This is a genomic window from Methyloceanibacter sp., assembly GCF_050726195.1.
Lineage (GTDB): Bacteria > Pseudomonadota > Alphaproteobacteria > Rhizobiales > Methyloligellaceae > Methyloceanibacter.
Genome location: NZ_JBOHJC010000010.1, coordinates 1 through 20004, shown reverse-complemented (window position 1 = coordinate 20004; position 20004 = coordinate 1). Strand labels below are relative to the sequence as shown.

Here is a 20004-nt window from a genome sequence, read left to right as displayed (position 1 = left end):
ATGCTCACGCTTGACGCCATCTCCTTGCGCCTCGGCGGCCACCTCGTGCTGGATGGCGCCTCCGCCTTCCTGCCGCCGAGGGCGCATGTGGGTCTGGTCGGCCGGAACGGCGCCGGCAAGTCGACTTTGCTCAAGCTGATCGCCGGGCTCCACGAGCCGGATGGCGGCGGGATCAAGGCGCCGTCCGGCTGGAGTGTCGGCTATCTGGCGCAAGAGGCCGGGGGGAAAGGCCACGCCGTTCGAAACGGTGCTCGCCGCGGCAACCGAGCGTGCCGCGCTTCTGGCGGAGGCCGAGCACGCCACGGACCCGCATCGCATCGCCGACATCCACGAGCGGCTCAATGCCATCGACGCCCACGGCGCGCCGGCGCGGGCGGCGCGCATTCTCGCCGGTCTAGGCTTCACGGAAGAGGCACAGCACGAATCGCTCGACACGTTCTCCGGCGGCTGGCGCATGCGGGCCGCGCTTGCGGCCCTGCTGTTCTCGGAGCCCGACCTCTTGCTGCTCGACGAGCCGTCGAACCATCTCGACCTCGAAGCGGCGCTGTGGCTCGAGTCGTTCCTCAAGACCTATCGCGGCAGCCTGATCGTCGTGAGCCACGAGCGCGATCTTCTGAACAATGTTGCCGACCACATCCTTCATGTGGAACGCGGCAAGACCACGCTTTATGCGGGGAACTACGATCAGTTCGAGCGGCAGCTACGCGAACGCCAGGTGCAAACCGAGGCGGCGCGCGCGAACCAGGAGGCCAGGCGCAAGAAGCTGCAAGCCTATGTCGATCGCTGGCGCTACAAGGCGCATACGGCGCGGCAGGCGCAGAGCCGCCTGAAAATGCTGGCCCGCATGGAGCCGGTCGCCGCTTCGGCCGAGGATGCCTCGCTCGTGTTCGACTTCCCAAGCCCCAAGGAGCTCAAGCCGCCGCTCATCGTGCTTGAGGATGCCAGCGTCGGTTACACGCCCAGTAAGCCGGTGCTGTCGTGGCTGAACCTGCGAATCGACCCGGACGACCGTATCGCGCTCGTTGGCCGCAACGGCAACGGCAAGACCACCTTGGCGCGCTTGCTTGCCGGCCAGCTAGCGGCGATGGACGGGAAAATCGCGGCGAGCGGCAAGTTGAGCGTCGGCTACTTCGCGCAGCACCAGATCGAGGAACTGGTGCCTGACGACACGCCGCTCCAGCACATGGAGCGCCTGCTGACCGACGCCAAGCCGGGCGCGGTGCGCGCGCAGCTCGGCCGTTTCGGCTTCTCCGGCGACAAGGCGCATGTGGCCGTACGTCAGCTCTCGGGCGGCGAGCGCGCTCGCCTGTCGCTGGCGCTGATCACACGCGACGCGCCGCATATTCTCATTCTCGACGAGCCGACAAACCATCTCGACGTGGACGCGCGCGAGGCCCTGGTTCAGGCTCTCGCCGCGTTCGGCGGCGCGGTGGTGGTGGTCAGCCACGACCGGCATCTCTTGGGGCTCATCGCCGACCGGCTGGTGCTGGTCGACGGCGGCACGGCGAAAGATTTCGACGGCAGTCTCGACGACTATCGCAACCAGGTGCTGGGCGCGGGTTCCTCCAAGGGCGGCAATGGCCAAGACTCAGGCAAGCGTGTCAGCCGCAAGGACGAGCGCCGCTTGGCGGCGGATGCCCGCGAGCGGACCAAGACTTTGCGCAAGGCGGCCGTGCAAGCAGAGGCGGAGATGAAGCGGCTCTGGAAGAAACGCGACGAAATCGACGCACTGCTGGCAGAGCCTGCCGACGGCTTGGCGGCCAGCGACCTCATGAAGAAGCGCGGCGAGGTCGAGCGCCACCTTGCCGCCGCGGAGGCGCGTTGGCTGGAAGCGAGCGAGGCCGCCGATCAGGCTGTCAGCGAGGTCTAGGCTCGAACGCAAAACGCGCGGCCTTGAAGCCGCCCGTCAGCAATCCGTTCGTGTCGAACGCGGCTACTTGTTCGGCGCTTGGGCGTACATCTCTTCGACATGCTCCCAGTTGATGAGATTGTCGAACCACGCCTCGAGATATTTCGGCCGCTCGTTGCGATAGTCGATGTAATAGGAGTGCTCCCACACGTCGCAGCCGAGCAGCGGCCAGCCGCCGTGCACCAGCGGGTTCTCGCCGTTCGGCGTCTTGGTGATTTCGAGCTTGCCGTCCTTCAGCGACAGCCAGCACCAGCCCGAGCCGAACTGGGTCTTGCCCGCCTCGATGAAGTCGGCGCGAAACTTGTCGAAGCCGCCGAGGTCGCGATCGATCATGGCGAGCACCGAACCCGGCACTTTCTTGCCGCCGCCGCCCTTTTTCATCCACGGCCAGAATTGGATGTGATTGAAGTCCTGCGCGGCGTTGTTGAAGACGCCGGCATTCTTGCCGAAGCTTTTCTTGACGATGTCCTCAAGCCCGAGCTTCTCGAATTCGGTGCCCTGGATCAGCTTGTTGAGGTTGTCGACATACGCCTTGTGGTGCTTGTCATGGTGATAATGGAGGGTCTCGGCCGACATGTAGGGCTGAAGCGCCTCGTAATCGTAGGGAAGGGGTGGAAGTTCGAATGCCACGGCAGGCCTCCGGGGGATGTGAGTAGGGTCGTAAGGTAGGAATGACTGCCGAAAGCTAAAGGTTCCCCGAACGGGACGCAACAACAGGGCCGGGCTTCACGCACAAAATGCGTGAAGTCTCTGTCAATGCGGGATTTAACTTTGGGGGAGAGGGTGGGCGCGGAGCCCCTGAACTCCGCGCCCGGTGCCGAGGAAGGTTCGCTACATCAGTACAGGGATCTGACGCTGAGGACCGTGCGGCTTCCCACCTGAACGCTGCATGAACCGAATTTGCAGCCGCCGTTCAGGAAGGGCTACTTGATCAGCGCCTGGAGCTCCTTGAACTCGGGCGTACCGGCGCGCTCCATCCACTCGAACAGGACCATTTCGCTGTCGACCACGTCGACGCTCGACTTCTGCAGGCGGGAGAGGGCGAGCTTACGGCTCAGCTTGGAACGGGAGCCGACCGCATCGGCGACAACGAAGGCTTCGAAGCCTTGGGACTCCAGGTCGATTGCCGTCTGCAACACACAGACATGGGCCTCAATGCCGCCGATCACCACTTGGGAGCGGCCCTGACGGCGCAAATCGTGCAGCCGGTCGCGCAGAAATCCGTTCCGCACGCAGGAGAACTCGGTCTTGTCGGCGACGAAACCGTCATTGGCGAAGGCATCGCGGATCGAATCGACCGTCGGCCCGAGCCCTTGCGGATATTGCTCGGACAGGGTGATGGGGATGCTGAGCTTGCGCGCCGCCATGACGAGGCGCACGCAACGGTCCACCACCCGGTCCTTGCCGGAGATGGCGCTTAGGAGCTTGTCCTGAACGTCAATGATGAGGACCTGAGATTTGTCGTGAGATAGCAGCATGGCGGCTGTAGCGAGTTAATAGACCCAACTAGCTGCCCCACTCGTCATTCCGGCGCAAGCCGGAATCCAGGGCCACCCACTCAGAAATTTGCCGGTGTGACGGGAATTTGCCCGCTTAGACGGTCTCACTGACGCCAGCGATCTTGAGCGCGAAGGCGTAGGCGAGAGCGATCTCCTTCAGGCGCTCGAAGCGGCCGGAGGCGCCGGCATGACCCGCCTCCATGTTGGTGCGCAGGAGGAGAAGATTGCCGCCGGTGTCGCGTTCGCGGAGCTTCGCCAGCCACTTGGCGGGCTCCCAGTAGGTGACGCGCGGGTCGGTGAGGCCGGCAAGGGCAAGGATGTGCGGGTGGGCTTGCGCCCCCACGTTGTCGTAGGGCGAGTAGGCCGCGATCGTGCGGTAGGCTTCGGCATTGTCGATGGGATTGCCCCATTCGGGCCATTCGGGCGGGGTCAGCGGCAGGCTCGCATCGAGCATGGTGGTCAGCACGTCGACGAACGGCACCTCGGCGATGATGCCGAGAAACAGATCGGGCGCCATGTTGGCGACGGCCCCCATCAGCATGCCGCCGGCGCTGCCGCCATGCGCCACGATGCGGCCGCGCGCCGTAAAGCGCGCGCGGACGAGGTGCTCCCCCGCGGCAATGAAGTCGGTGAAGGTGTTCACCTTCTTGTCGCGCTTTCCGCACTTGTACCAGCGGTAGCCCTTATCCTTGCCACCGCGGACATGGGCGATGGCGTAGACGAAACCGCGGTCGACGAGGCTGAGCGCGTTGGTGGAGAAGCCGGCGGGGATGGTCATGCCGTAGGCGCCGTAGCCGTAGAGGAGGAGGGGCGCGGTGCCGTCGAGCTTCAAGTCCTTGCGGTAGAGCAGGGACACCGGCACGGTCTCGCCATCCTTGGCCGGCGCCATGATGCGGCGGGTCACATAGGCGCTCGGATCGTGGCCGCTCGGCACCTCTTGCGTCTTGCGCAAGACGCGGGTGCGCGCGGCCATGTCGTAGTCGAATACCTGGGCGGGCGTGGTCATGGACGAATAGGTGAAGCGCAAGGTCGCGGTGTCGTACTCATAGCCGGGCGAGATGCCGAGCGCATACGCCTCCTCGGCGAAGGCGATGTCATGTTCCTCGCCGCCGGCGAAGCGGCGGACGACGATGCGCGGCAGCCCGTCCTCGCGCTCGAGACGCACCAGGAAGTCCTTGTAGGCGACAACGTCGAGGATCAGCCGGCCGGGGCGGTGGGGCTCGATCTCGCGCCAGTTCTCGCGGCCTGGCGCGTCGACCGATGCCTCGACGATGCGGTAATCCTCGGCACCGTCGGAGTTGGTGAGGATGACGAGGCGGCCGTCATGATGGTCGACCGAGTAGTCGTGCTCTGCCTGGCGGGGCGTGACGAGGCGCGGCGGCGATGACGGGTCGGCTGCGTCGATCAGGCTGATCTCCGCCGTCTCATGGTCATGCACGCTGAGCAGGAGGTAGCGCTTGTCGTGGGTCGTGCCGAGCCCAAGGAAAAAGCCTGGATCTGCCTGCTCGTGGATGAGTTGGTCCGCGCCCTGTGCGCCGACGCCATGCGTGAAAAGCCGGCGCGGGCGGTGCTCTTCGTCCAGCCACACATAAAGCAGTGTCCTGCCGTCCGCCGCCCAGACGAAGCTGCCGTTGTTGTCGGCGATGCGGGCATCCACCGATTTGCCGGTCGCCGCCTCGATGACGCTGACGGTGTAGAACTCCGAGCCCTTGGTATCGACGGCATAGGCGACAAGGTCGTGGTCGGGGCTGTGAGCGACATTGGCGATGCGGAAATAGGCGTGGCCTGCGGCGAGCGCATTGCCGTCGACAAGGATCTGCTCATGGCCGCCACCGCGGGGTGTGCGGCAGAACAGGGGATGCTGCCCGCCGGTCACATAGCGCGTGTAGTAGGCGAAGGCGCCATCAGGGGCGGGGACAGTGGCATCGTCCTCCTTGATGCGCCCCTTCATCTCCGCGAACAGCGTCGCCTGCAGCGCCTCCGTATCCGACATCACCGCCTTGGTGTAGGCGTTCTCCGCTTCGAGATGCGCGCGGATATCGGGGTCGAGCACGGGGGGATCGCGCATCACCGCCTGCCAATTGGCAGCGCGCAGCCAAGCGTAGTCGTCCGCACGCTCGATGCCGTGATGGCGCGTGGTCGAGGATCGGCGAACGGCGCGAGGCGCTCGCGCGCGGAAAAGCTTTTCGCTCATGCCTTGATACTGCAGCGGCAGACAGGTTACGCGCTGGTCTTGCCGCTCGACGTATCCGTGTCAAGGTCGAGCGCACACCCGTTGATGCAGTATCGCAACCCCGTCGACCCGGGCCCGTCGGGAAATACGTGGCCGAGATGGGCGTCACATTTGGCGCACCGCACCTCGATGCGTCGCATGCCGTAGGAACTATCCTCGTGGGTCGTCACGGTGTCCGAAGCCGCGACATCCGTGAAGCTCGGCCAGCCGGTGCCGGAGTCGAACTTGGTCTCCGAGCTGAAGAGCGGTGCGCCGCAACAGACGCAGCGATACATCCCGCCGCGTTTCTCGGCGTAGTAAGGATGGCTGAAGGCTCGCTCGGTGCCATGTTCACGGGTGACGTGATACTGGTCCGGCGAAAGCTTCTTGCGCCACTCCGCCTCCGTTGTGGCGAGGGGGCCAGAACCTTTCATCTCGTTCTTCTCAACTTTGCTCATCGGCGGAACACTTTCATTTCGATCTGCGTTTGTCGGGGCAGAATATAGGCATTGGAATGGACCTGCCGAAGATGTCTCGCGGCGGAGTCACGCAGGCTTGATTGAGAATTTCGCCGAGGACCAGACCAGAGTTCGAGGTTTTCAACTAATCCAACTAGGGAAGAGGGCGTATCGGTGAAAAAGTCTGCCAGCGTTGGGTTTCGGCTGGTTAGCTCACAGTTTTCGTTAGAAGAGATGCGTTGCGGTTTCGTCAAAGCGTGTTATACAGAGCAAATCAGCTGAACATGCTTGCGTGCCGTACATTTTGTAGTTGCGGAACATTGTGGTTCATCGTCATAAAAACGGCGTAATATAGTGGGTCAAAGTCCCGTGGGCCCGGTCGTTGTGCAAGCTGCCACACATTCGTGGCTTGCTTGGTGCGGAACGGGAATTGGGCAGGATCAAGGAGCCAATTCATGGACGCGAATCTGGAGAAGAACGAACTCGTCGAACTGACTGCTGAGATCGTCTCGGCCTATGTCAGCAACAACACGGTTGTCGCGACCGACCTGCCTGGCGTGATCCACAATGTGTTCGACGCCTTGAGCAGAGCCTCCAGCGCATCTGGGATGCCCGCCAAGGAAGAGTTGAAGCCTGCGGTGCCAGTGAAGAAGTCGGTCACGCCGGAGTACATTGTCTGCCTCGAGGACGGGAAGAAGTTCAAGTCGTTGAAGCGGCACCTACGGACGCATTACGACCTGTCGCCCGAGGAATACCGGGAGAAGTGGGGATTGCCCCACGATTACCCAATGGTGGCGCCGAACTACGCGGCGGCGCGTTCAGATCTCGCCAAGCGCATGGGGCTCGGGCAAAGACGTAGGTAAAGGCGCTTCCCAAGATCGAGTGCCAGTCTTTGAGTCTCACCACAAGCCTTTGTGACTCCTAGTGAATTTGGTTCGCGTCGCTTGCATGTGACGGGCGAACTCCACATAGTCGAGGCGTTGGCAGCGATTCGCGAGACCGGCAGGGCTCGCGGCAAGGGGGGACTGACATGCTGTCCGGACGAGCCTTTCGGGCCCAATTGGTCACGCAAGGACAGCGCGAACTCTTCGATTATTGGCTGCAATCGGCCGGGCACCGGCCGATGCCCGCCCGCTCGGACCTCGACCCGCTAAAAGTTCCGCGGCTGCTCCCCCATCTCGGACTGATCGACCTCAGGGACGGTGTCGACCAGGGCCTGTTCAGGCTCGCCGGCACGCGGCTTCGTGACATCTACGGCCAGGAGATCACCGGCAAGCGCATCGGTGAGGTGTTCTCAGGAGACTGCGCTGCCTATTGGCGCCGCATCCATGGCCGCGTGGCGAGGGAGCGCGTGCCAGCGCACGGCGTTGTGCGCGGTCCGGCCGAAGGCCGCGACCACGTGGTCCTGTTCTGGCTGAGGCTGCCGTTGTCGGAGGACGGCGGCCAAGTGGACAGGATCCTCTGCCACGACGTCGCGGGCCCGAGCGGCACCGATCACCTCTCCGCCGAGTTCACCCTCTACCCTTATTCCCGCTCCCGGCCTTCGGCGCGCACGCAGTCGCGGCGGGTGCAATTCGGCTGAGGGCCGCTTCGCCCAAGCGAAGCCGTGCAAGCTCGCCCCTGTAGGCGCTGAGCAGCCCCAGATGCCGGTTGAGGTCGTAGCTCCAATGACCGGCGATGGCGCGGCGGCGCTCGGCGCGGAGCGCGCGGCGGAGCTTCGCCAGGAGGCGGAGCCCGCCTAGCTCCGTCTCGTCCTCGATCTCATGCGGCCATAGCGCGAGCAGCCGAGGCAGATCGCGCGGCCTGACATAGGCTTGCGATCCGGCCCGCACCATGGGCCCGAACAAGCGGGCCGCGCTCCCGGGTTTTTCGCTCGTGCTTGCCGGCCGGCGGCCGCGGCGTTCTCCTGACATGTTTGCCTCCTTTGACCTCGCCGTTCTTGCTTAGACTATGCTAGGATTAGATTCCTAGCAACCAAGGAGTGCGGCGATGCAGGCAAAAAGCGCAACGAGGGTAAGGGAAGAGCGCGGCGGGAGGCGGCAATGAGCGGGGCCCGGATTCCGGTCTCCGCGGCGCAGGCCGCCGAGCTTCGGCGATTGCTGCACCGGCTCGCGCAGGGTGCCTCTATCGGCAAGACGGAAGACGGCGGCTTCCGGCTCAACGACGAGAGTTCGCCGGGAGAGGGTGGTGGCAAGGCGGTGGCGCGCCGCGCGATCGAGGCCTGCCTCGCGGCGGATTTGATCCAATGGCAGGAAGAACGCCTCGTGCTGTCAGACGCAGGCCGGTCGCATCTGCGGCGCAGCTTGAGCGGGGACGATCCGTTCCGCGAACAGCACCAGCTCCGCTCGCGGGCGATGCGCGAGATCGGCGGCGCGCGCCGCCCCGTGACGGTCAACGAGGCGGAGAGTCCGCTCGGCTGGCTCAAGAGCCGGAAGGACCGCAACGGCCGCCCACTGATCTCGGAGGCGCAGTACGAAGCCGGCGAGCGCTTGCGCGCCGACTACTGGTTCGCCCATTTGAGCCCGCGCGTGACGTCGAACTGGGCGGCGCCTGCCGCGTCGGAGCGGTCGCGGCGCGGCGCGCCGTCGAACGCGGCGGCGCTGCGCGACGAGGTCCTTGCCGCCAAGGAGCGGGTCATGCGCGCGCTGATGGCGGTCGGGCCGGAGCTCTCAGGCATCCTCGTCGGCATCTGTTGCGAGCTGAAGGGTCTCGAGGAGGCGGAGAAGGCGAATGGCTGGCCGCAACGGGCCGGCAAGGTCGTGTTGCAGATCGCGCTGACCCGGCTCGCCAAGCACTTCGGGCTGATCGCCGGGGACGGTCCCGGCACGGCCAGACGCCGCATGCGCCATTGGGGCGAAGCGGACTACCGTCCGAGCCTCGATGCGTGGGGGGAGGAGTAAGAGATGCTCAGTGCAGAGTGCCCGTCTTGGCGCTCTCGGCGTCACTCCGGATGCGCTTTACCATGGCCATGAGGCCGTTCGAGCGCTGCGGCGTGAGGTGCTCGTTGAGATTGAGCGCGCCCAAGGTCTTGGCGGCGTCGATCGCCAAGATCTCGTCGGCGGTCTTGCCGACATAGATGGCGAAAAGAATGGCGATCAGGCCGCGCACGATATGGGCGTCGCTGTCGCCGATGAAGGTGAGGCGAGGGGCCCCGCTGTCGGGGTCGACCGTGGTCGAGAGCCAGACCTGGCTGACGCAGCCCTGCACCTTGTTGGCGGGGTTCCGCTCCGCGTCGGGAAGGGGCGCGAGCTTGCGGCCGAGCTCGATGACATAGCGGTAGCGATCCTCCCAGTCGTCGAGCAGCTCGAAGTCGGCCACGATTTCGTCGAAGCCGGCCGGGCGTGTGTCGGTGAAACTGTCCATAGGCTCAATATAGAGACCAATAGCGGCAGCCGCGACCCAGCCTTACGCAAAAAAAGGGGAGGGCGCGCAAGTCGGGAGGGAAAGGGCTTAAAACCGTCCCGGCTCGCGCGCCCCGTTGGCAGGCGGGGGGCTGCCAATGGCTCATCGTGCTCAGGCCGCGCCGTGCGGCCGGCTCAGAAATTGCGTTGCGTTACGGCTGGAAGGCCGTCGCCGGCTAGGTCTAGACGTCAGGGCCGCCCCAGGCCGCCTCGCGGTCATCGGGGCTCAACGTGTCCTGAGAGTTGGTCTCGTCCCAGGTCGTGGGCGCGAGCGGCGCCGCCGCCGGAACCGGCATCACGCCGCCCCCGCCGGGCATCGCCACCGGGCCGGGCACGCCATTGCCGGTCGAAGCCGTGTGCTCCTCGACCATGGTCATGACCAACTCCGCGCCGTATTGCGTCTTCTGCACAAACACCGCGAAGACCTCTTGGCCCGTGGCGCAGGTCTGCGGATTGCGGTCGCAGAAGCTCGCCACGTCGTTGAACGCTGCCTGGGCGGTGCCGTAAATCTGGTTCTGCTGCTCCTCGTCGGTCGGCAACAGCAACACAAGGATCATCAGCCAAAAGGCCGTCCTGATCAGAAACATCATCCCTTCGCCCCTTCCTGTTAACTGCGGCTTTTGGCGCCGCATGTCGTTCCCTGCATTCCCCTGCAGATGGACGCAATATAACGCAAAGGAAATAAGGGACTTTCACTGCAATCGATAAAACTTGAGTCGAAAATTTCATCCAATTCGGGGGATGTGATGGTTAATGAACTTTGCCTGGTGCTCCCCGCCGAGCGGCCATTGTTCGCCGGCCGCGGCGCGTGGGTGAGCGGGCGCGTAAGGTGCGGGCGCGCTTTATGCTTTCCTTAAGCGCGGCTGCCAATAATCCCTGGCTCAAGACAATCGGGGACGAAGCGGCGCTTGGCCCGCTCCGAGATGCGTGTGTTCGGTCGTGAGAGTTGGCGCGGGCTTGGCGCGTATTTCCGCTCGCTGGTGCATGATTCTGCGCGGCTTGACGCGCTGACCGTTGCGCGCCACCAGTCGTTCATCGCGTCGCGGCTCCTCGGCGGTCTGCTCGCGCTGTGCGTGTTTCCCATCTCCCTCGTGGTCGGCGGAAAACCATCAATCCTCGGAGCCTTTGCCTTTCTCTGGCTGCTGACGCCGATCGCCATCGCCGTCTTCTTGTCGAGGACGGGTCGATTCGGCGCCGCGCATCTGATTTCGGCGGCGAACCTCGCCGGCCTCATCACTTATTGTTCCTGGCTGACTGGAGGGCTCGGGTCGGGGCTCATTCCGTGGATGGTGGTGGTGCCGCTCGAGGCGGCGCTCGCCACCGACCGGCGCATCGTCTTGTGGTCGGCGGGCGCGGCGGGTCTTGGGCTCGCCATCCTCGCGGCCCTGGGACTTCTCGGCCTTGTTCCGGACGCGCACGGCCTGCCGCTGCCGCCGCAGGAGTTCGCACTTGTCGGCGCTGCCACCGCGACGGCCTATGCGGCGGGCTTGGCCGTGATGGTGCAGATGGTGCACGCAGGGTCGGAGAGCGATGTCCGCGCCGGCGAGGAACGCTACCGGCTACTCGCCGAGAACGCGACCGACATGATCACGCGCCATGACGACAAGGGCAGAGTGGTCTTCGCCTCCCTTGCCGCGCAACAGCTCCTCGGCGAGTCCGTGCAGAAAGTCCTCGGCGACGGTCTCTTCGAGCGGGTTCACGTGGCCGACCGGCCGGCCTATCTCACGGCTTTGTCGCGCTGCCAGGCGAACAACGAAGCGATGGCGGTGGAATTCAGAGTACGCAGGGCGGGCGGGGCCGAGCCGGCACGCTATACGTGGGTCGAGATGCGGTGCAGGCCGATGCGGCCGGCGGATGGCGCCAAGCTCGATCAGCCCGGCATCGTCGCGGTGACGCGCGATATTTCCGATCGTAAGGCGCAAGAGGCCGAGCTGCTCAGAGCGCGCGACGAAGCGGAAAGCGCAAGCCGGGCCAAAACGCAATTTCTCGCCAGCATGAGCCACGAGCTTCGTACGCCGCTCAATGCCGTCATCGGTTTCTCGGAAATCTTGAACCGCGAACTATTTGGCGCACTCGGCGAAGCGCGCTACCGCGATTACGCGCGGCTTATCCATGAAAGCGGCGAGCACCTGCTCAACGTCGTCAACGACATTCTCGACATGTCGAAGATCGAGGCCGGCAAGTTCAAGATCGTGAAGGAGCCGTTCAACGTGGCTTCGCTGGTTACGTCCTGCTGCGACATCATGAGGCACACCGCCGAGCAGAAGTCTCTTACTTTGAAAGTCGATATTGCGCCCGGCATCCCCGAGCTTCCTGCCGACAAGCGCGCCTGCAAGCAGATGCTGCTCAACGTGATCGCCAACGCGATCAAGTTCACCGAGCCCGGTGGATGGGTGCGGGTTTCCGCGCGGGTCGAGAAGGGGAATGTCGTGCTCGCCGTCGCCGACAACGGTATCGGCATCGCCGATGCTGATCTGGCAAAGCTCGGCAATCCTTTCGTGCAGGCAAATAGTTCCTACAACAGGAGTCATGAAGGGGCCGGGCTTGGGCTGTCGGTCGTGAAGGGGCTGGCGCGCCTCCATGGCGGCAGCCTCGAGCTCAAGAGTAGGCTCGGCGAGGGGACGACTGCGAGCATCGTGCTTCCACTCGACACTTCGCTCGAATCGGTCGAGGCGCCGCTGCATGCGCCTGCGGTGTCCGCCGCATGACGTGGTCCTTCGGAGCCATGAGTGCGTTTAGCATCTCTTTAACTTCGGGGGCGAGAATGCTGTCGGAGGAGCAGGACGCTCCTCAATCGGGGCCTCTCAACGATACTTGCAAACAATGGGCGTAGTCACCGCGCGACTCCTATTCCTGGCATTTTTCGGCCTCACGGGGACGATCATATACAACGCGCTCTATCTTCAGGAGCACGGTACGCGCGGCGCGCCCAACGCAACGACGACCGTAAACAAGACCTCAGGTGAGCCGGAAGCCACTCTCGACGTTGCGCCGCATGACTCGGTGCCGGTCAGCACCGACTTGCCGCCACTGGACCCCGGGGCGGGCGAATCGCTGCTTGTGGTCAGGGCCGTGCAACGCGAGCTCGCGGTTCGCGGTTACGACGTCGGACAAGTAGACGGGACATTGAGTGACAAGACACGCGCCGCGATCTCGGACTATCAGAGCAAGGAAGGCCTGGCCGTGACCGGCATGCCGAGCGACGAGCTGCTGCGCGAAATTTTGCTCGGCGACAGTGTCGAGACCTCCGCCGCCACGGGGTCCCTCACCGCATCGGACAGCATCGCCGCGAATGCCGCGGCTGAGGATACGGTGAAGCAGGTTCAGCGGGTTCTGGCCGATCTCGGTTACGCCCCAGGACCGGTCGATGGCACGCTTGGGGGGAACACGGCGCGCGCGATCAGCGCGTTTCAGCGCGACCGCAACATCGCCGAAACGGGCCGGGTCACGCCAGAGCTTCTGGATGAGGTTCTCGTGGTAACCGGGCGCGACCTCAGCAATACGGCCGCGCATCCTTGAGTTTCGGGCTAGGCTCATGGCCCATGCGCGTGAAGAGCGAGATTTGGGTCCTGGCCTACCTCCGCCGTTGCCAAGCCGAGGCCGTCCCGGCGGTGATCGTGCGCCGCGGCGATGCGGCCGCCGGCGCGATCTTCATTTGCGTCGACCTGCTGGACGGGACGGTCAGTCTCTACGGGCCGGCGCCGGCCGGTTTTGTGGGAGGTGAAACTGAGCGGCGGTGGGTGCGCTGTCTTGGAGTGGGGCCGGTCGGTTCGGCTGAAGCTCGCACATATCTCGCGCGGCAGCGGGAATTCGATCCCGATCTCTGGATTATCGAGATCGAAGATCGAGCGGGGCGTCATTTTCTCGGGGAGGACGCAGTGGAGGGGTGAGCTCGCGCTTGGTTAGGAGTTCGTTAACCTTACCTGGCGCTTAATTTGCGCGAGGACGCACACGCCGTCTTGGAGACCGACAATGGCGACTATCCTGGAATTCCGCCGAAGCGAGGAAGCGGCGCGCACCAAGCCCCCCGAGGGCTCGCTTGGCGAAATCATCATCTTTCCCGGCGTGCGCATCGAGCGCAGAGCGTCGGGCGACACGCCGGACAGGCAGGATCGACGGCCAGGAGGCGGACGTCGCGCACAAGGAAGAAATCGCGCACGTAAGAACTAGCTCGAACCCTTGTGCGGGCCGCAATAGGTGTCCTTGAGCGCCCGTTCGGCTTCGGCGCTGCGGCTCGGTCCCGCAAGCGGCGCGCGGATCAGCGCGATACCCTCGACGACTGGGGAACTCACGACCACGACATTGTCGAATGCCTCCGGAGCATCGACTCCCACTTCCGCGACGTCCTGGTCCGTCGTGGCGATGATCAAATCGACGTCAGGCTTCCTCAGGTCGGCGCCGACCACCGCGTAGAAGTTCTCTCCCAGCGGCGTGTAGAAGGCGATCAGCCAGAGCCCGTCGGCGATGCGCGCTCGGAGGCGCACCGGACCGTTGGAAAGATCGTAGCGGCAAACCGCGTAGCGGACGTCGGGCGCCATCATCGGCATGACCTGGCGGCCGGGAGCTGACGCCGGCAGTTGGATCATCGTGTTGGCAGGACCGAGCGCGGCGAGCCTCGCGTGGGCGTCCCTTGGGGCAAGCATTGGTAGGGTGAGCACGGCCACCACGTGGATCAGTCCCGCGAGCACGAGGCCCAGCGCGATGTACAGTCCTGGGAGTCTTACTCGCATTGGATACGCTCGACTTTTGGTAGACGATCCGAAGGAATCTGTCCTATGCCGCTTATATCGGTGTCGCGGGCGCCATAGACACGCAAGACCAGCACGAGGTTACGGTCCGCACCGGTTCCGGTCGGCAGCCAGTTTTCCGGCCGGGCCCTGCGTCCAAGATTGATATGAAAGCTTCCGTCGGCGCGACGGATCGCCTCCTCGCTGTTGAAGCTGTAGCGTTCGGCGGGGTTAGCGATGAGCGAGCCATATTCGTCATAGACCGCGAGCGACCACCATCGGGCATTGAGGGGAGCGCCAACGAGCGAGTATTCGCAGGCCGAGTGAAGGGCACGGCCACGATCGTCCGAATAGGCCACAAAGTAGCGCGCCACCGTGGAGGTGAGGGGAAGCCTGCCGCTACGGGCAAGATGCGCCCGCGTATATGGATCGGCGTTGGGATTGCCCTCGCTGAGCCAACTTTGCCAAGGCCCTGCTTTGACGGTCGTCAGCGGCGAGCCGCGCTCAATCATGTACCAAGCAGACCCGATGCCGAGGATGAGGGCGACGGCGAAGGTGCCGATGAAATAGCCCAGCGCCCGCATGGACGTGCCGCCTTCTTCGCGCCACAGGCTGGTACGCGACGGGGCCATCGTTAAGGGCGGGCTTGGTAGAACGCTGGTCAAGCGGGCATCGTCTTTCGCTTGCAGGTCGAAGGTTGCGATCGGCTACTGGGGAACGCCGGTGCCGGTCTCTCGCCCTGCGGATATCGTCGTCTCTATTTCGGCAGGCTGCCCCGGACTAGGCTGTCCGTCGGCGTTGGTTGCCGAGGCGAGGCTCGGTTGCCCTGGCGCGGGCGGTGCCGCAGCGCGGCCGGGACGCGGTTCGTCGCTCGCCTTAAGCGGGCGGGCCTCCTTCAAGAGACCGCTGAGCTTCTCCAGGGCCTGGCGCGTGGCCGTCGACATGTCTTTGACGCTTTCTGGCGTGGGCGGCGTGGGCAACTCGGCCGTCGCGCTCTGCGCCATGACGGCGGCAAGCCTTGCCTGCTCCGCCACCTGTACAGGATGGAGTTCGACACCGGGGATCTGCGGGATGTTGTCCGTATCGTGGGCCCGGTCCATATAGACCTTCCAGGTCTCGGCTGGATAGCTGCCGCCGGTGACTCGTGCCATGGGCGTGAAGTCGTCGTTTCCAAGCCAAACGCCGGTTACGTACTGGCCGGTGAAACCCAAGAACCAAGCGTCGCGATAGGCCGTGCTCGTTCCGGTCTTGCCGGCAGAGTTGGTGTAGTCGAGCTGTGACCTTCTGCCAGTGCCTTCGGTCACGACGGCTTGCAGCATCGAATTCAGCTGCTCAATCACCTTGCGGTCGAAGATCTGCTTGCGCTTCGGCTCGTCGCGGTCGTGGTTATAGATCAGTTCGCCCGGGAGGGTCCGAATTTCCTCGATAGCATAGGGACGCACCTCGAGACCGCCCGCGGCAAACACGGCATAGCCGCCCGTGTGCTCAAGCGGCGTCATGCCGTTGTCGCCAAGCGCGAGCGAGCAAGTTTTCTTCAGATGCTTGATGCCCATCTTATCCAAGTCGGCGAGCACCTTCTCGCGACCCGCCTGAAGCGACAGCTTCACGGCGATGGTGTTAATGGACTTCGCGAGCGCCATCCGAAGCGTCATGCGCCCCCTGAAGCCGCCCGAATAGTTCTTCGGCGACCAGCGGCCGCAGCTCACGTAGCCGTCGCTTACCACAGAGTTCGGGGTGAAGCCGTTCTGGAGGGCGGTGAGGTAGACGTACGACTTGAAGGACGAACCGGGCTGCCGGTAGGCATGCGCGGCGCGATTGAATTGGCTCTCGCCGTAGTCCTTGCCGCCGACCATGGCGCGCACCGCGCCGTCGGTTTCCATGGAAACCAAGGCGCCATTGTCGAAATTGCGTGAGCGGCCATACTTGTTGACGGTGTCCTCGAGCGCTTCCTCTCCCGCCTTTTGCAGACCGAGATCCACCGTCGTGCGGGCGACGAGAATGTGGTCGGGCTTGCCGGACATGATCCGCTGCACTTCCTCGAACGCCCAATCGAGAAAGTAGTCAGGCGTCTTGGAGTCGCCGCGCTCGACGATGCGGGCGGGGTTCAGCCGGGCGCCGTACACCTGGCCTTCGCTCAGATAACCGGCCTCGACCATGTTGGTCAGCACTTCGTTGGCGCGCGCGCGGGAGGCGGCAAGGTTGATGTGCGGCGCGTAGCGCGTCGGCGCCTTGAACATGCCGGCCAGCATCGCCGACTCGGCCAGGGTCACTTCGCGGATCGACTTGCCGAAATAGTAATGAGCAGCAGCCTCGACGCCGTAGGAGCCACCGCCAAGATAGGCGCGGTCGAAGTACAGCTTGAGAAGCTCGGGTTTGGTGTAGTGGTTCTCGAGATAGATGGCGATGAACGCCTCTTTGATTTTTCTCGCAAGCGCCCGCTCCGGCGATAGGAACATGTTCTTGGCGAGCTGTTGGGTGATGGAGCTGCCGCCCTGCACCACCTGGTCGGCCTTCGCGTTCTCGGCGAGAGCGCGGAACGTTCCCATGACGTCAATGCCGAAATGGTCGAAGAACCGTCGGTCCTCGGTGGCGAGCGTCGCCTTGATCATGTGATCCGGGATTTCATCGAGGGGCACGGAGTCGTCGCGCAAGAGGCCGCGCTTGCCGATCTCGTTGCCATAGCGATCGAGGAAGGTGACGCTGTACTCGTCGGAAAGGTTGATCTTGCCCTGGGCGATCTCGAACGCGGGGAGGGCGAAGGATAGGACGATGAGAAAGCCGGCGACGCTGAGGGTCAAGGTTTCGCAGGCCAACTCGTTGCAGGCGCGGACGAAGCCCTTGACCTCGAACTTGCCGAAAAACGACGAATAGGCGCTCCACCAGTCGCGGAATCCGATCCAAGCGGCATAGAGGCCGGAATCGATCCAGGAATCGATCTTCAGCCAATCGATCAGCTTCCCGCGGTGATTACCTTGAAGAAAATCCCGCACTTAACCCCGACCTCTTCCTGCATGCCGGCGACCAGGCACGCCAAATCCGGCCGTCCGAACGGGCCAGCCTGGGCAGAACGTACACCCTGATTGAGGCGTTTTATAGAGATTCTGCGGGGTTCCGCCGCCGCAACACACAGGCTTGGCCCCGGGGCCGGAGGGTGTGCGCCAACGGTGGCGCAACGCGGTTAAGCAAGCGCTAACCAAACGGGGGAGGGGGCCTACTCGGTCTCGTCGTAGCCCTTGACCCGCATGCATTCCACATAGTCGGACTTGGACACCTTGCCGCGCAGGAGGAGAAGCCGCGTCACCGAGGAGATGCCCTTGCGCCGCGCTTCCTCCGTGCAAGCCTCCTGGGCCGCCTTGAGCGCGGCCTGCGCATCGTTGGTCTCTTTCGCCGCCCGGCTGGGGGTGAAGTCGACCTCGGGCGGATCGGGGCGACTACACGCGGCAAGCGGCAAGCCGAGCAGGCAAGCGGCGAACAGTGCCAAGCAAACCCGCGACATGACCAGTCCGCCCCGTCTCATCTTGCAGCCGCCATCCCAGCCACCCTCAACTGAGACGGGAGGGCTTTTTCCTCGCGCGGCCGCGCTCTCCCTTAAGGTCGCCGACTTTCCTTCGACCTGGTGTCGAAGCTAAGGCCGAAAAGTGAAGAGCCGGCTACCGGCATCCTGCTGACGCCTCCCAGTGTCGCCGCAATCCGAAGCGGCATCAAGGACCGGCCCGCCGACCGAAGCGGCGGACCCGCGCATCCCATGCGGCCGGCGTTTTAAGCCGACGCCCACTTCGTGCTAAGACTGCGGGCGACAGGAGGGTCAACATCGTCATCCCGGGGAGGGACCTTTGCCTATGCCGAACTCCGCCGCGCTCCGCCGCTCGCTCCTCGCCGCAGCACTCGTCGCTGCCGCGGCCACCGTATCGTCGCGCGCCGCAGAGCCGCCCGCCGATCCCGCCATGCCGCCGCAAGGCCCGCCGGCCAACATGGAATGCGCCGCGGAGCCGGTGACGGGAAGCGGGCCCGGCTTCCTGAGCTCGCGCGACGCCTCCGAGCAGGACGCGCGCGATGCTTGGCTCGACAAGGCGAAGGCGGTCTATGCCGAGGCGGCATGGGGGACCGCCTACCAGGCCGGCGTGAGCTGCGTTGTGCAAGGACTCTACTCGAAGTGCTTCGCCGTTGGCGTCCCGTGCAAGCCGAAGGGCGGGGCCGCCGCGCAGTCGGGCGGCGACGCGCAATCCGGCGGCGATGCGCAGTCGGGCGGCGCGGGCGACGCGCCGAAGGCCGAGTAGCAGCTACGGGACCAGTCTGGGGCGGGAACTAAGCCATTGGCTTGGACTGTAAATATTCGCAAGCGACGGCTCTTCACGTTAATGGCAATTCGTCGTGAAGGCCGATGATTCCACTCGCCAGCCGCCGGCTTCCCGCTAGAATTGCGATCATGAGGCGTTAGCGGAGCGTTTCCGTCATAGGGCGGTCTCCTCCGCCTCCCAACTCTCCTCTGTCCTTGTCTGACTTCCGATCCCCTGCGCGTGCGCGAGCCGGCTGGGCCTGAAAGAGGATGTGCCGTGATTTTCACCGTCAACGACCAGGCGTCGTTCTTCGACGCCATGCGCGAGATGGCGCTCGACCGCGCCTCCGACCATACCATCAACATCACCGGCTCCTTCGTCATGAGCGCACCAGTCGCGCCGGTGATCCTCGATGATGGCTTCACGCTGACGGTGAATGGCAACGGCCACACCATCGACGGCGCCGGCCAGTTCCGCCCCTTCTTCGTCTCTTCCTCCTCGCCGACCACGGCGGGAGGCCCGACAGTCGCCATCAACAATCTCATCATCGAGAACGGCGCCGGTATCGGCGGAACGGGCGCGGGCGGCGGCTTGGGCGCGGGCGGCGGCCTGTTCGTCGACCAGAACGCGACGGTCGTCCTCAATGTCTTCAACTTTGCGGACAACAGCGCGACCGGCGGCAATGCCGCCACGACCGATCTCGGCCGCGGCGGCGGCGGTCTCGGCGGCGATGCCGGCGCCGATGATGTATCTGGCGGCGGCGGCCTTTATGGCGACGGCGGTGCGAGCGGCGCCACCGAGGGCGGCGGCGGTGGCGGCGGCGCGCTTGGAGCTGGCGGCATTGGCGATAGCGGCGGCGGTGGTGGCGGCGGCGGCGGCTTCCTCGGCACCGGCGGCAATGCCGGCAGCCTTGGCGGCGGCGGCGGCGGCGGCTTTGCGGGAAGCGGCGGCAATGGCAGCGATGACGGCGGCGGCGGCGGCGGCGGCGGCCTCAACGGCAACGGTGGCGACGGTGCTGTCGGTGGTGGCGGCGGTGGCGGTCTCACCGCGAACGGCGACGATGCGAGCACTATAGACGATAGCGGTGGGGCCGGCGGCGGCAATGAGGGCGGCGACGGTGGCATGGTCAACGACGACGGTCAGAACGCACCTGCGTTCGGCGGCGGCGGCGGCGGCGGCGGCGATTCCGAGAGCGGCGGCGATGGCAATGACGGCGGCGGCGGCGGCGGCGCCGGCGGAGATGCCCTTGCCGGCAATGGCGGGTTCTTCGGCGGCGGCGGCGGGGGCGGCGACAACCTAACGGATACCGAAGTCAGCGGCGGTCGTGGCGGCTTCGGCGGCGGCGGCGGCGGCGCCGGCGCGGATGCAACAGACGACACCAACTCCACTGGCGGCAATGGCGGCTATTTCGGCGGCGGCGGCGGGGCCGAGGACGATGCCAATGCCCGGTCGGGCGACGGCGGCGATTTCGGCGGCGGCGGCGGCTCCGGCGACGGCAGGGCCGGCGATGGGGGTTACGGC

21 protein-coding genes and 1 pseudogene are annotated in these 20004 nt (G+C 65.0%); 11 read left to right on the top strand and 11 right to left on the bottom strand.

The window, feature by feature from the left end:
• Positions 1 to 120 (top strand): annotated as a pseudogene (locus tag ACRECX_RS08570) (hypothetical protein); the annotation flags it as partial.
• A 73-nt stretch (positions 121 to 193) separates the two neighbouring features.
• The gene (locus ACRECX_RS08565) at positions 194 to 1870 is read left to right on the top strand and encodes an ABC-F family ATP-binding cassette domain-containing protein (RefSeq protein WP_431558414.1); all 1677 of its coding nucleotides are present in this window, start codon (positions 194 to 196) and stop codon (positions 1868 to 1870) included.
• 63 nt (positions 1871 to 1933) lie between these two features.
• Here ACRECX_RS08565 and ACRECX_RS08560 read toward each other — a convergent pair whose 3' ends face one another.
• The 4 genes from ACRECX_RS08560 to msrB form a co-directional block, all read right to left on the bottom strand.
• Positions 1934 to 2539: a superoxide dismutase gene (locus tag ACRECX_RS08560; RefSeq protein ID WP_431558413.1), complete on the bottom strand. Its 606-nt coding sequence runs from the start codon at positions 2537 to 2539 to the stop codon at positions 1934 to 1936.
• Positions 2540 to 2832: 293 nt separating this feature from the next.
• Positions 2833 to 3387 (bottom strand): isochorismatase family protein, encoded by a 555-nt coding sequence (locus ACRECX_RS08555; RefSeq protein WP_431558412.1) that lies wholly within the window; start codon positions 3385 to 3387, stop codon positions 2833 to 2835.
• Between the two features lie 115 nt (positions 3388 to 3502).
• Entirely contained in the window at positions 3503 to 5602 is a 2100-nt protein-coding gene (locus ACRECX_RS08550; protein ID WP_431558411.1) for a S9 family peptidase, read from the bottom strand.
• A 26-nt stretch (positions 5603 to 5628) separates the two neighbouring features.
• A complete protein-coding gene (gene msrB, locus ACRECX_RS08545; RefSeq protein WP_431558410.1) occupies positions 5629 to 6054 on the bottom strand; it encodes a peptide-methionine (R)-S-oxide reductase MsrB in 426 nt (141 codons plus the stop codon).
• Between the two features lie 479 nt (positions 6055 to 6533).
• On the opposite strand from msrB, the gene ACRECX_RS08540 reads away from it, so the two are divergent.
• Both ACRECX_RS08540 and ACRECX_RS08535 read left to right on the top strand, forming a co-directional pair.
• Positions 6534 to 6941, top strand: coding sequence for a MucR family transcriptional regulator (locus tag ACRECX_RS08540; protein ID WP_431558409.1), 408 nt, complete (start codon positions 6534 to 6536; stop codon positions 6939 to 6941).
• A 167-nt stretch (positions 6942 to 7108) separates the two neighbouring features.
• Positions 7109 to 7660 carry a PAS domain-containing protein gene (locus tag ACRECX_RS08535; protein ID WP_431558408.1) on the top strand — a complete coding sequence of 184 codons (552 nt, stop codon included), beginning with the start codon at positions 7109 to 7111 and terminating at the stop codon, positions 7658 to 7660.
• On the opposite strand, the gene ACRECX_RS08530 is transcribed toward ACRECX_RS08535, so the two are convergent.
• Positions 7590 to 7913 carry a DUF6477 family protein gene (locus ACRECX_RS08530; protein WP_431558520.1) on the bottom strand — a complete coding sequence of 108 codons (324 nt, stop codon included), beginning with the start codon at positions 7911 to 7913 and terminating at the stop codon, positions 7590 to 7592. The two genes, ACRECX_RS08535 and ACRECX_RS08530, sit on opposite strands and share 71 nt — an antisense overlap.
• A 207-nt stretch (positions 7914 to 8120) precedes the next feature.
• Here ACRECX_RS08530 and ACRECX_RS08525 point away from each other — a divergent pair, with 207 nt between their 5' ends.
• Entirely contained in the window at positions 8121 to 8978 is an 858-nt protein-coding gene (locus tag ACRECX_RS08525; RefSeq protein ID WP_431558407.1) for a DUF6456 domain-containing protein, read from the top strand.
• Between the two features lie 7 nt (positions 8979 to 8985).
• On the opposite strand, the gene ACRECX_RS08520 is transcribed toward ACRECX_RS08525, so the two are convergent.
• Both ACRECX_RS08520 and ACRECX_RS08515 read right to left on the bottom strand, forming a co-directional pair.
• The gene (locus ACRECX_RS08520) at positions 8986 to 9441 is read right to left on the bottom strand and encodes a SufE family protein (RefSeq protein WP_431558406.1); all 456 of its coding nucleotides are present in this window, start codon (positions 9439 to 9441) and stop codon (positions 8986 to 8988) included.
• A 220-nt stretch (positions 9442 to 9661) separates the two neighbouring features.
• Positions 9662 to 10069, bottom strand: coding sequence for a DUF5330 domain-containing protein (locus ACRECX_RS08515; protein ID WP_431558405.1), 408 nt, complete (start codon positions 10067 to 10069; stop codon positions 9662 to 9664).
• Positions 10070 to 10387: 318 nt separating this feature from the next.
• Here ACRECX_RS08515 and ACRECX_RS08510 point away from each other — a divergent pair, with 318 nt between their 5' ends.
• The 4 genes from ACRECX_RS08510 (at position 10388) to ACRECX_RS08495 (ending at position 13649) form a co-directional block, all read left to right on the top strand.
• Positions 10388 to 12187: a PAS domain-containing sensor histidine kinase gene (locus tag ACRECX_RS08510; RefSeq protein ID WP_431558404.1), complete on the top strand. Its 1800-nt coding sequence runs from the start codon at positions 10388 to 10390 to the stop codon at positions 12185 to 12187.
• A gap of 115 nt (positions 12188 to 12302) precedes the next feature.
• Entirely contained in the window at positions 12303 to 12998 is a 696-nt protein-coding gene (locus tag ACRECX_RS08505; protein WP_431558403.1) for a peptidoglycan-binding domain-containing protein, read from the top strand.
• A 23-nt stretch (positions 12999 to 13021) separates the two neighbouring features.
• On the top strand, positions 13022 to 13369 hold the full coding sequence (locus tag ACRECX_RS08500; protein ID WP_431558402.1) for a DUF1491 family protein: 348 nt from the start codon (positions 13022 to 13024) through the stop codon (positions 13367 to 13369).
• A gap of 82 nt (positions 13370 to 13451) precedes the next feature.
• Positions 13452 to 13649, top strand: a complete 198-nt coding sequence (locus ACRECX_RS08495) for a hypothetical protein (protein ID WP_431558401.1) — start codon at positions 13452 to 13454, stop codon at positions 13647 to 13649.
• Here ACRECX_RS08495 and ACRECX_RS08490 read toward each other — a convergent pair.
• The 4 genes from ACRECX_RS08490 to ACRECX_RS08475 all read right to left on the bottom strand — a co-directional run bounded on the left by ACRECX_RS08490 (position 13646) and on the right by ACRECX_RS08475 (position 17702).
• Positions 13646 to 14209 carry a DUF1254 domain-containing protein gene (locus ACRECX_RS08490; RefSeq protein WP_431558400.1) on the bottom strand — a complete coding sequence of 188 codons (564 nt, stop codon included), beginning with the start codon at positions 14207 to 14209 and terminating at the stop codon, positions 13646 to 13648. The two genes, ACRECX_RS08495 and ACRECX_RS08490, sit on opposite strands and share 4 nt — an antisense overlap.
• Positions 14200 to 14871, bottom strand: a complete 672-nt coding sequence (locus ACRECX_RS08485; protein WP_431558399.1) for a DUF1214 domain-containing protein — start codon at positions 14869 to 14871, stop codon at positions 14200 to 14202. Before ACRECX_RS08485 ends, ACRECX_RS08490 begins: the two co-directional genes overlap by 10 nt.
• Positions 14872 to 14913: 42 nt before the next feature.
• Positions 14914 to 17196: a transglycosylase domain-containing protein gene (locus tag ACRECX_RS08480; RefSeq protein ID WP_431558398.1), complete on the bottom strand. Its 2283-nt coding sequence runs from the start codon at positions 17194 to 17196 to the stop codon at positions 14914 to 14916.
• Positions 17197 to 17417: 221 nt separating this feature from the next.
• Positions 17418 to 17702, bottom strand: a complete 285-nt coding sequence (locus ACRECX_RS08475; RefSeq protein ID WP_431558397.1) for a hypothetical protein — start codon at positions 17700 to 17702, stop codon at positions 17418 to 17420.
• Between the two features lie 343 nt (positions 17703 to 18045).
• Here ACRECX_RS08475 and ACRECX_RS08470 point away from each other — a divergent pair, with 343 nt between their 5' ends.
• A complete protein-coding gene (locus ACRECX_RS08470) occupies positions 18046 to 18483 on the top strand; it encodes a hypothetical protein (protein ID WP_431558396.1) in 438 nt (145 codons plus the stop codon).
• A 276-nt stretch (positions 18484 to 18759) separates the two neighbouring features.
• On the top strand, positions 18760 to 20004 hold a 1245-nt coding region (locus tag ACRECX_RS08465; RefSeq protein WP_431558395.1), incomplete at its 3' end, for a hypothetical protein.

What these genes read in the sequence shown, in the direction of transcription:
- ACRECX_RS08555 (WP_431558412.1), bottom strand. Translation starts at nt 3,387, where the DNA reads ATGCTGCTATCTCACGACAAATCTCAGGTCCTCATCATTGACGTTCAG.
- ACRECX_RS08550 (WP_431558411.1), bottom strand. Translation starts at nt 5,602, where the DNA reads ATGAGCGAAAAGCTTTTCCGCGCGCGAGCGCCTCGCGCCGTTCGCCGA.
- msrB (WP_431558410.1), bottom strand. Translation starts at nt 6,054, where the DNA reads ATGAAAGGTTCTGGCCCCCTCGCCACAACGGAGGCGGAGTGGCGCAAG.
- ACRECX_RS08540 (WP_431558409.1), top strand. Translation starts at nt 6,534, where the DNA reads ATGGACGCGAATCTGGAGAAGAACGAACTCGTCGAACTGACTGCTGAG.
- ACRECX_RS08535 (WP_431558408.1), top strand. Translation starts at nt 7,109, where the DNA reads ATGCTGTCCGGACGAGCCTTTCGGGCCCAATTGGTCACGCAAGGACAG.
- ACRECX_RS08530 (WP_431558520.1), bottom strand. Translation starts at nt 7,913, where the DNA reads ATGGTGCGGGCCGGATCGCAAGCCTATGTCAGGCCGCGCGATCTGCCT.
- ACRECX_RS08525 (WP_431558407.1), top strand. Translation starts at nt 8,121, where the DNA reads ATGAGCGGGGCCCGGATTCCGGTCTCCGCGGCGCAGGCCGCCGAGCTT.
- ACRECX_RS08520 (WP_431558406.1), bottom strand. Translation starts at nt 9,441, where the DNA reads ATGGACAGTTTCACCGACACACGCCCGGCCGGCTTCGACGAAATCGTG.
- ACRECX_RS08515 (WP_431558405.1), bottom strand. Translation starts at nt 10,069, where the DNA reads ATGATGTTTCTGATCAGGACGGCCTTTTGGCTGATGATCCTTGTGTTG.
- ACRECX_RS08505 (WP_431558403.1), top strand. Translation starts at nt 12,303, where the DNA reads ATGGGCGTAGTCACCGCGCGACTCCTATTCCTGGCATTTTTCGGCCTC.
- ACRECX_RS08500 (WP_431558402.1), top strand. Translation starts at nt 13,022, where the DNA reads ATGCGCGTGAAGAGCGAGATTTGGGTCCTGGCCTACCTCCGCCGTTGC.
- ACRECX_RS08495 (WP_431558401.1), top strand. Translation starts at nt 13,452, where the DNA reads ATGGCGACTATCCTGGAATTCCGCCGAAGCGAGGAAGCGGCGCGCACC.
- ACRECX_RS08490 (WP_431558400.1), bottom strand. Translation starts at nt 14,209, where the DNA reads ATGCGAGTAAGACTCCCAGGACTGTACATCGCGCTGGGCCTCGTGCTC.
- ACRECX_RS08475 (WP_431558397.1), bottom strand. Translation starts at nt 17,702, where the DNA reads ATGTCGCGGGTTTGCTTGGCACTGTTCGCCGCTTGCCTGCTCGGCTTG.
- ACRECX_RS08470 (WP_431558396.1), top strand. Translation starts at nt 18,046, where the DNA reads ATGCCGAACTCCGCCGCGCTCCGCCGCTCGCTCCTCGCCGCAGCACTC.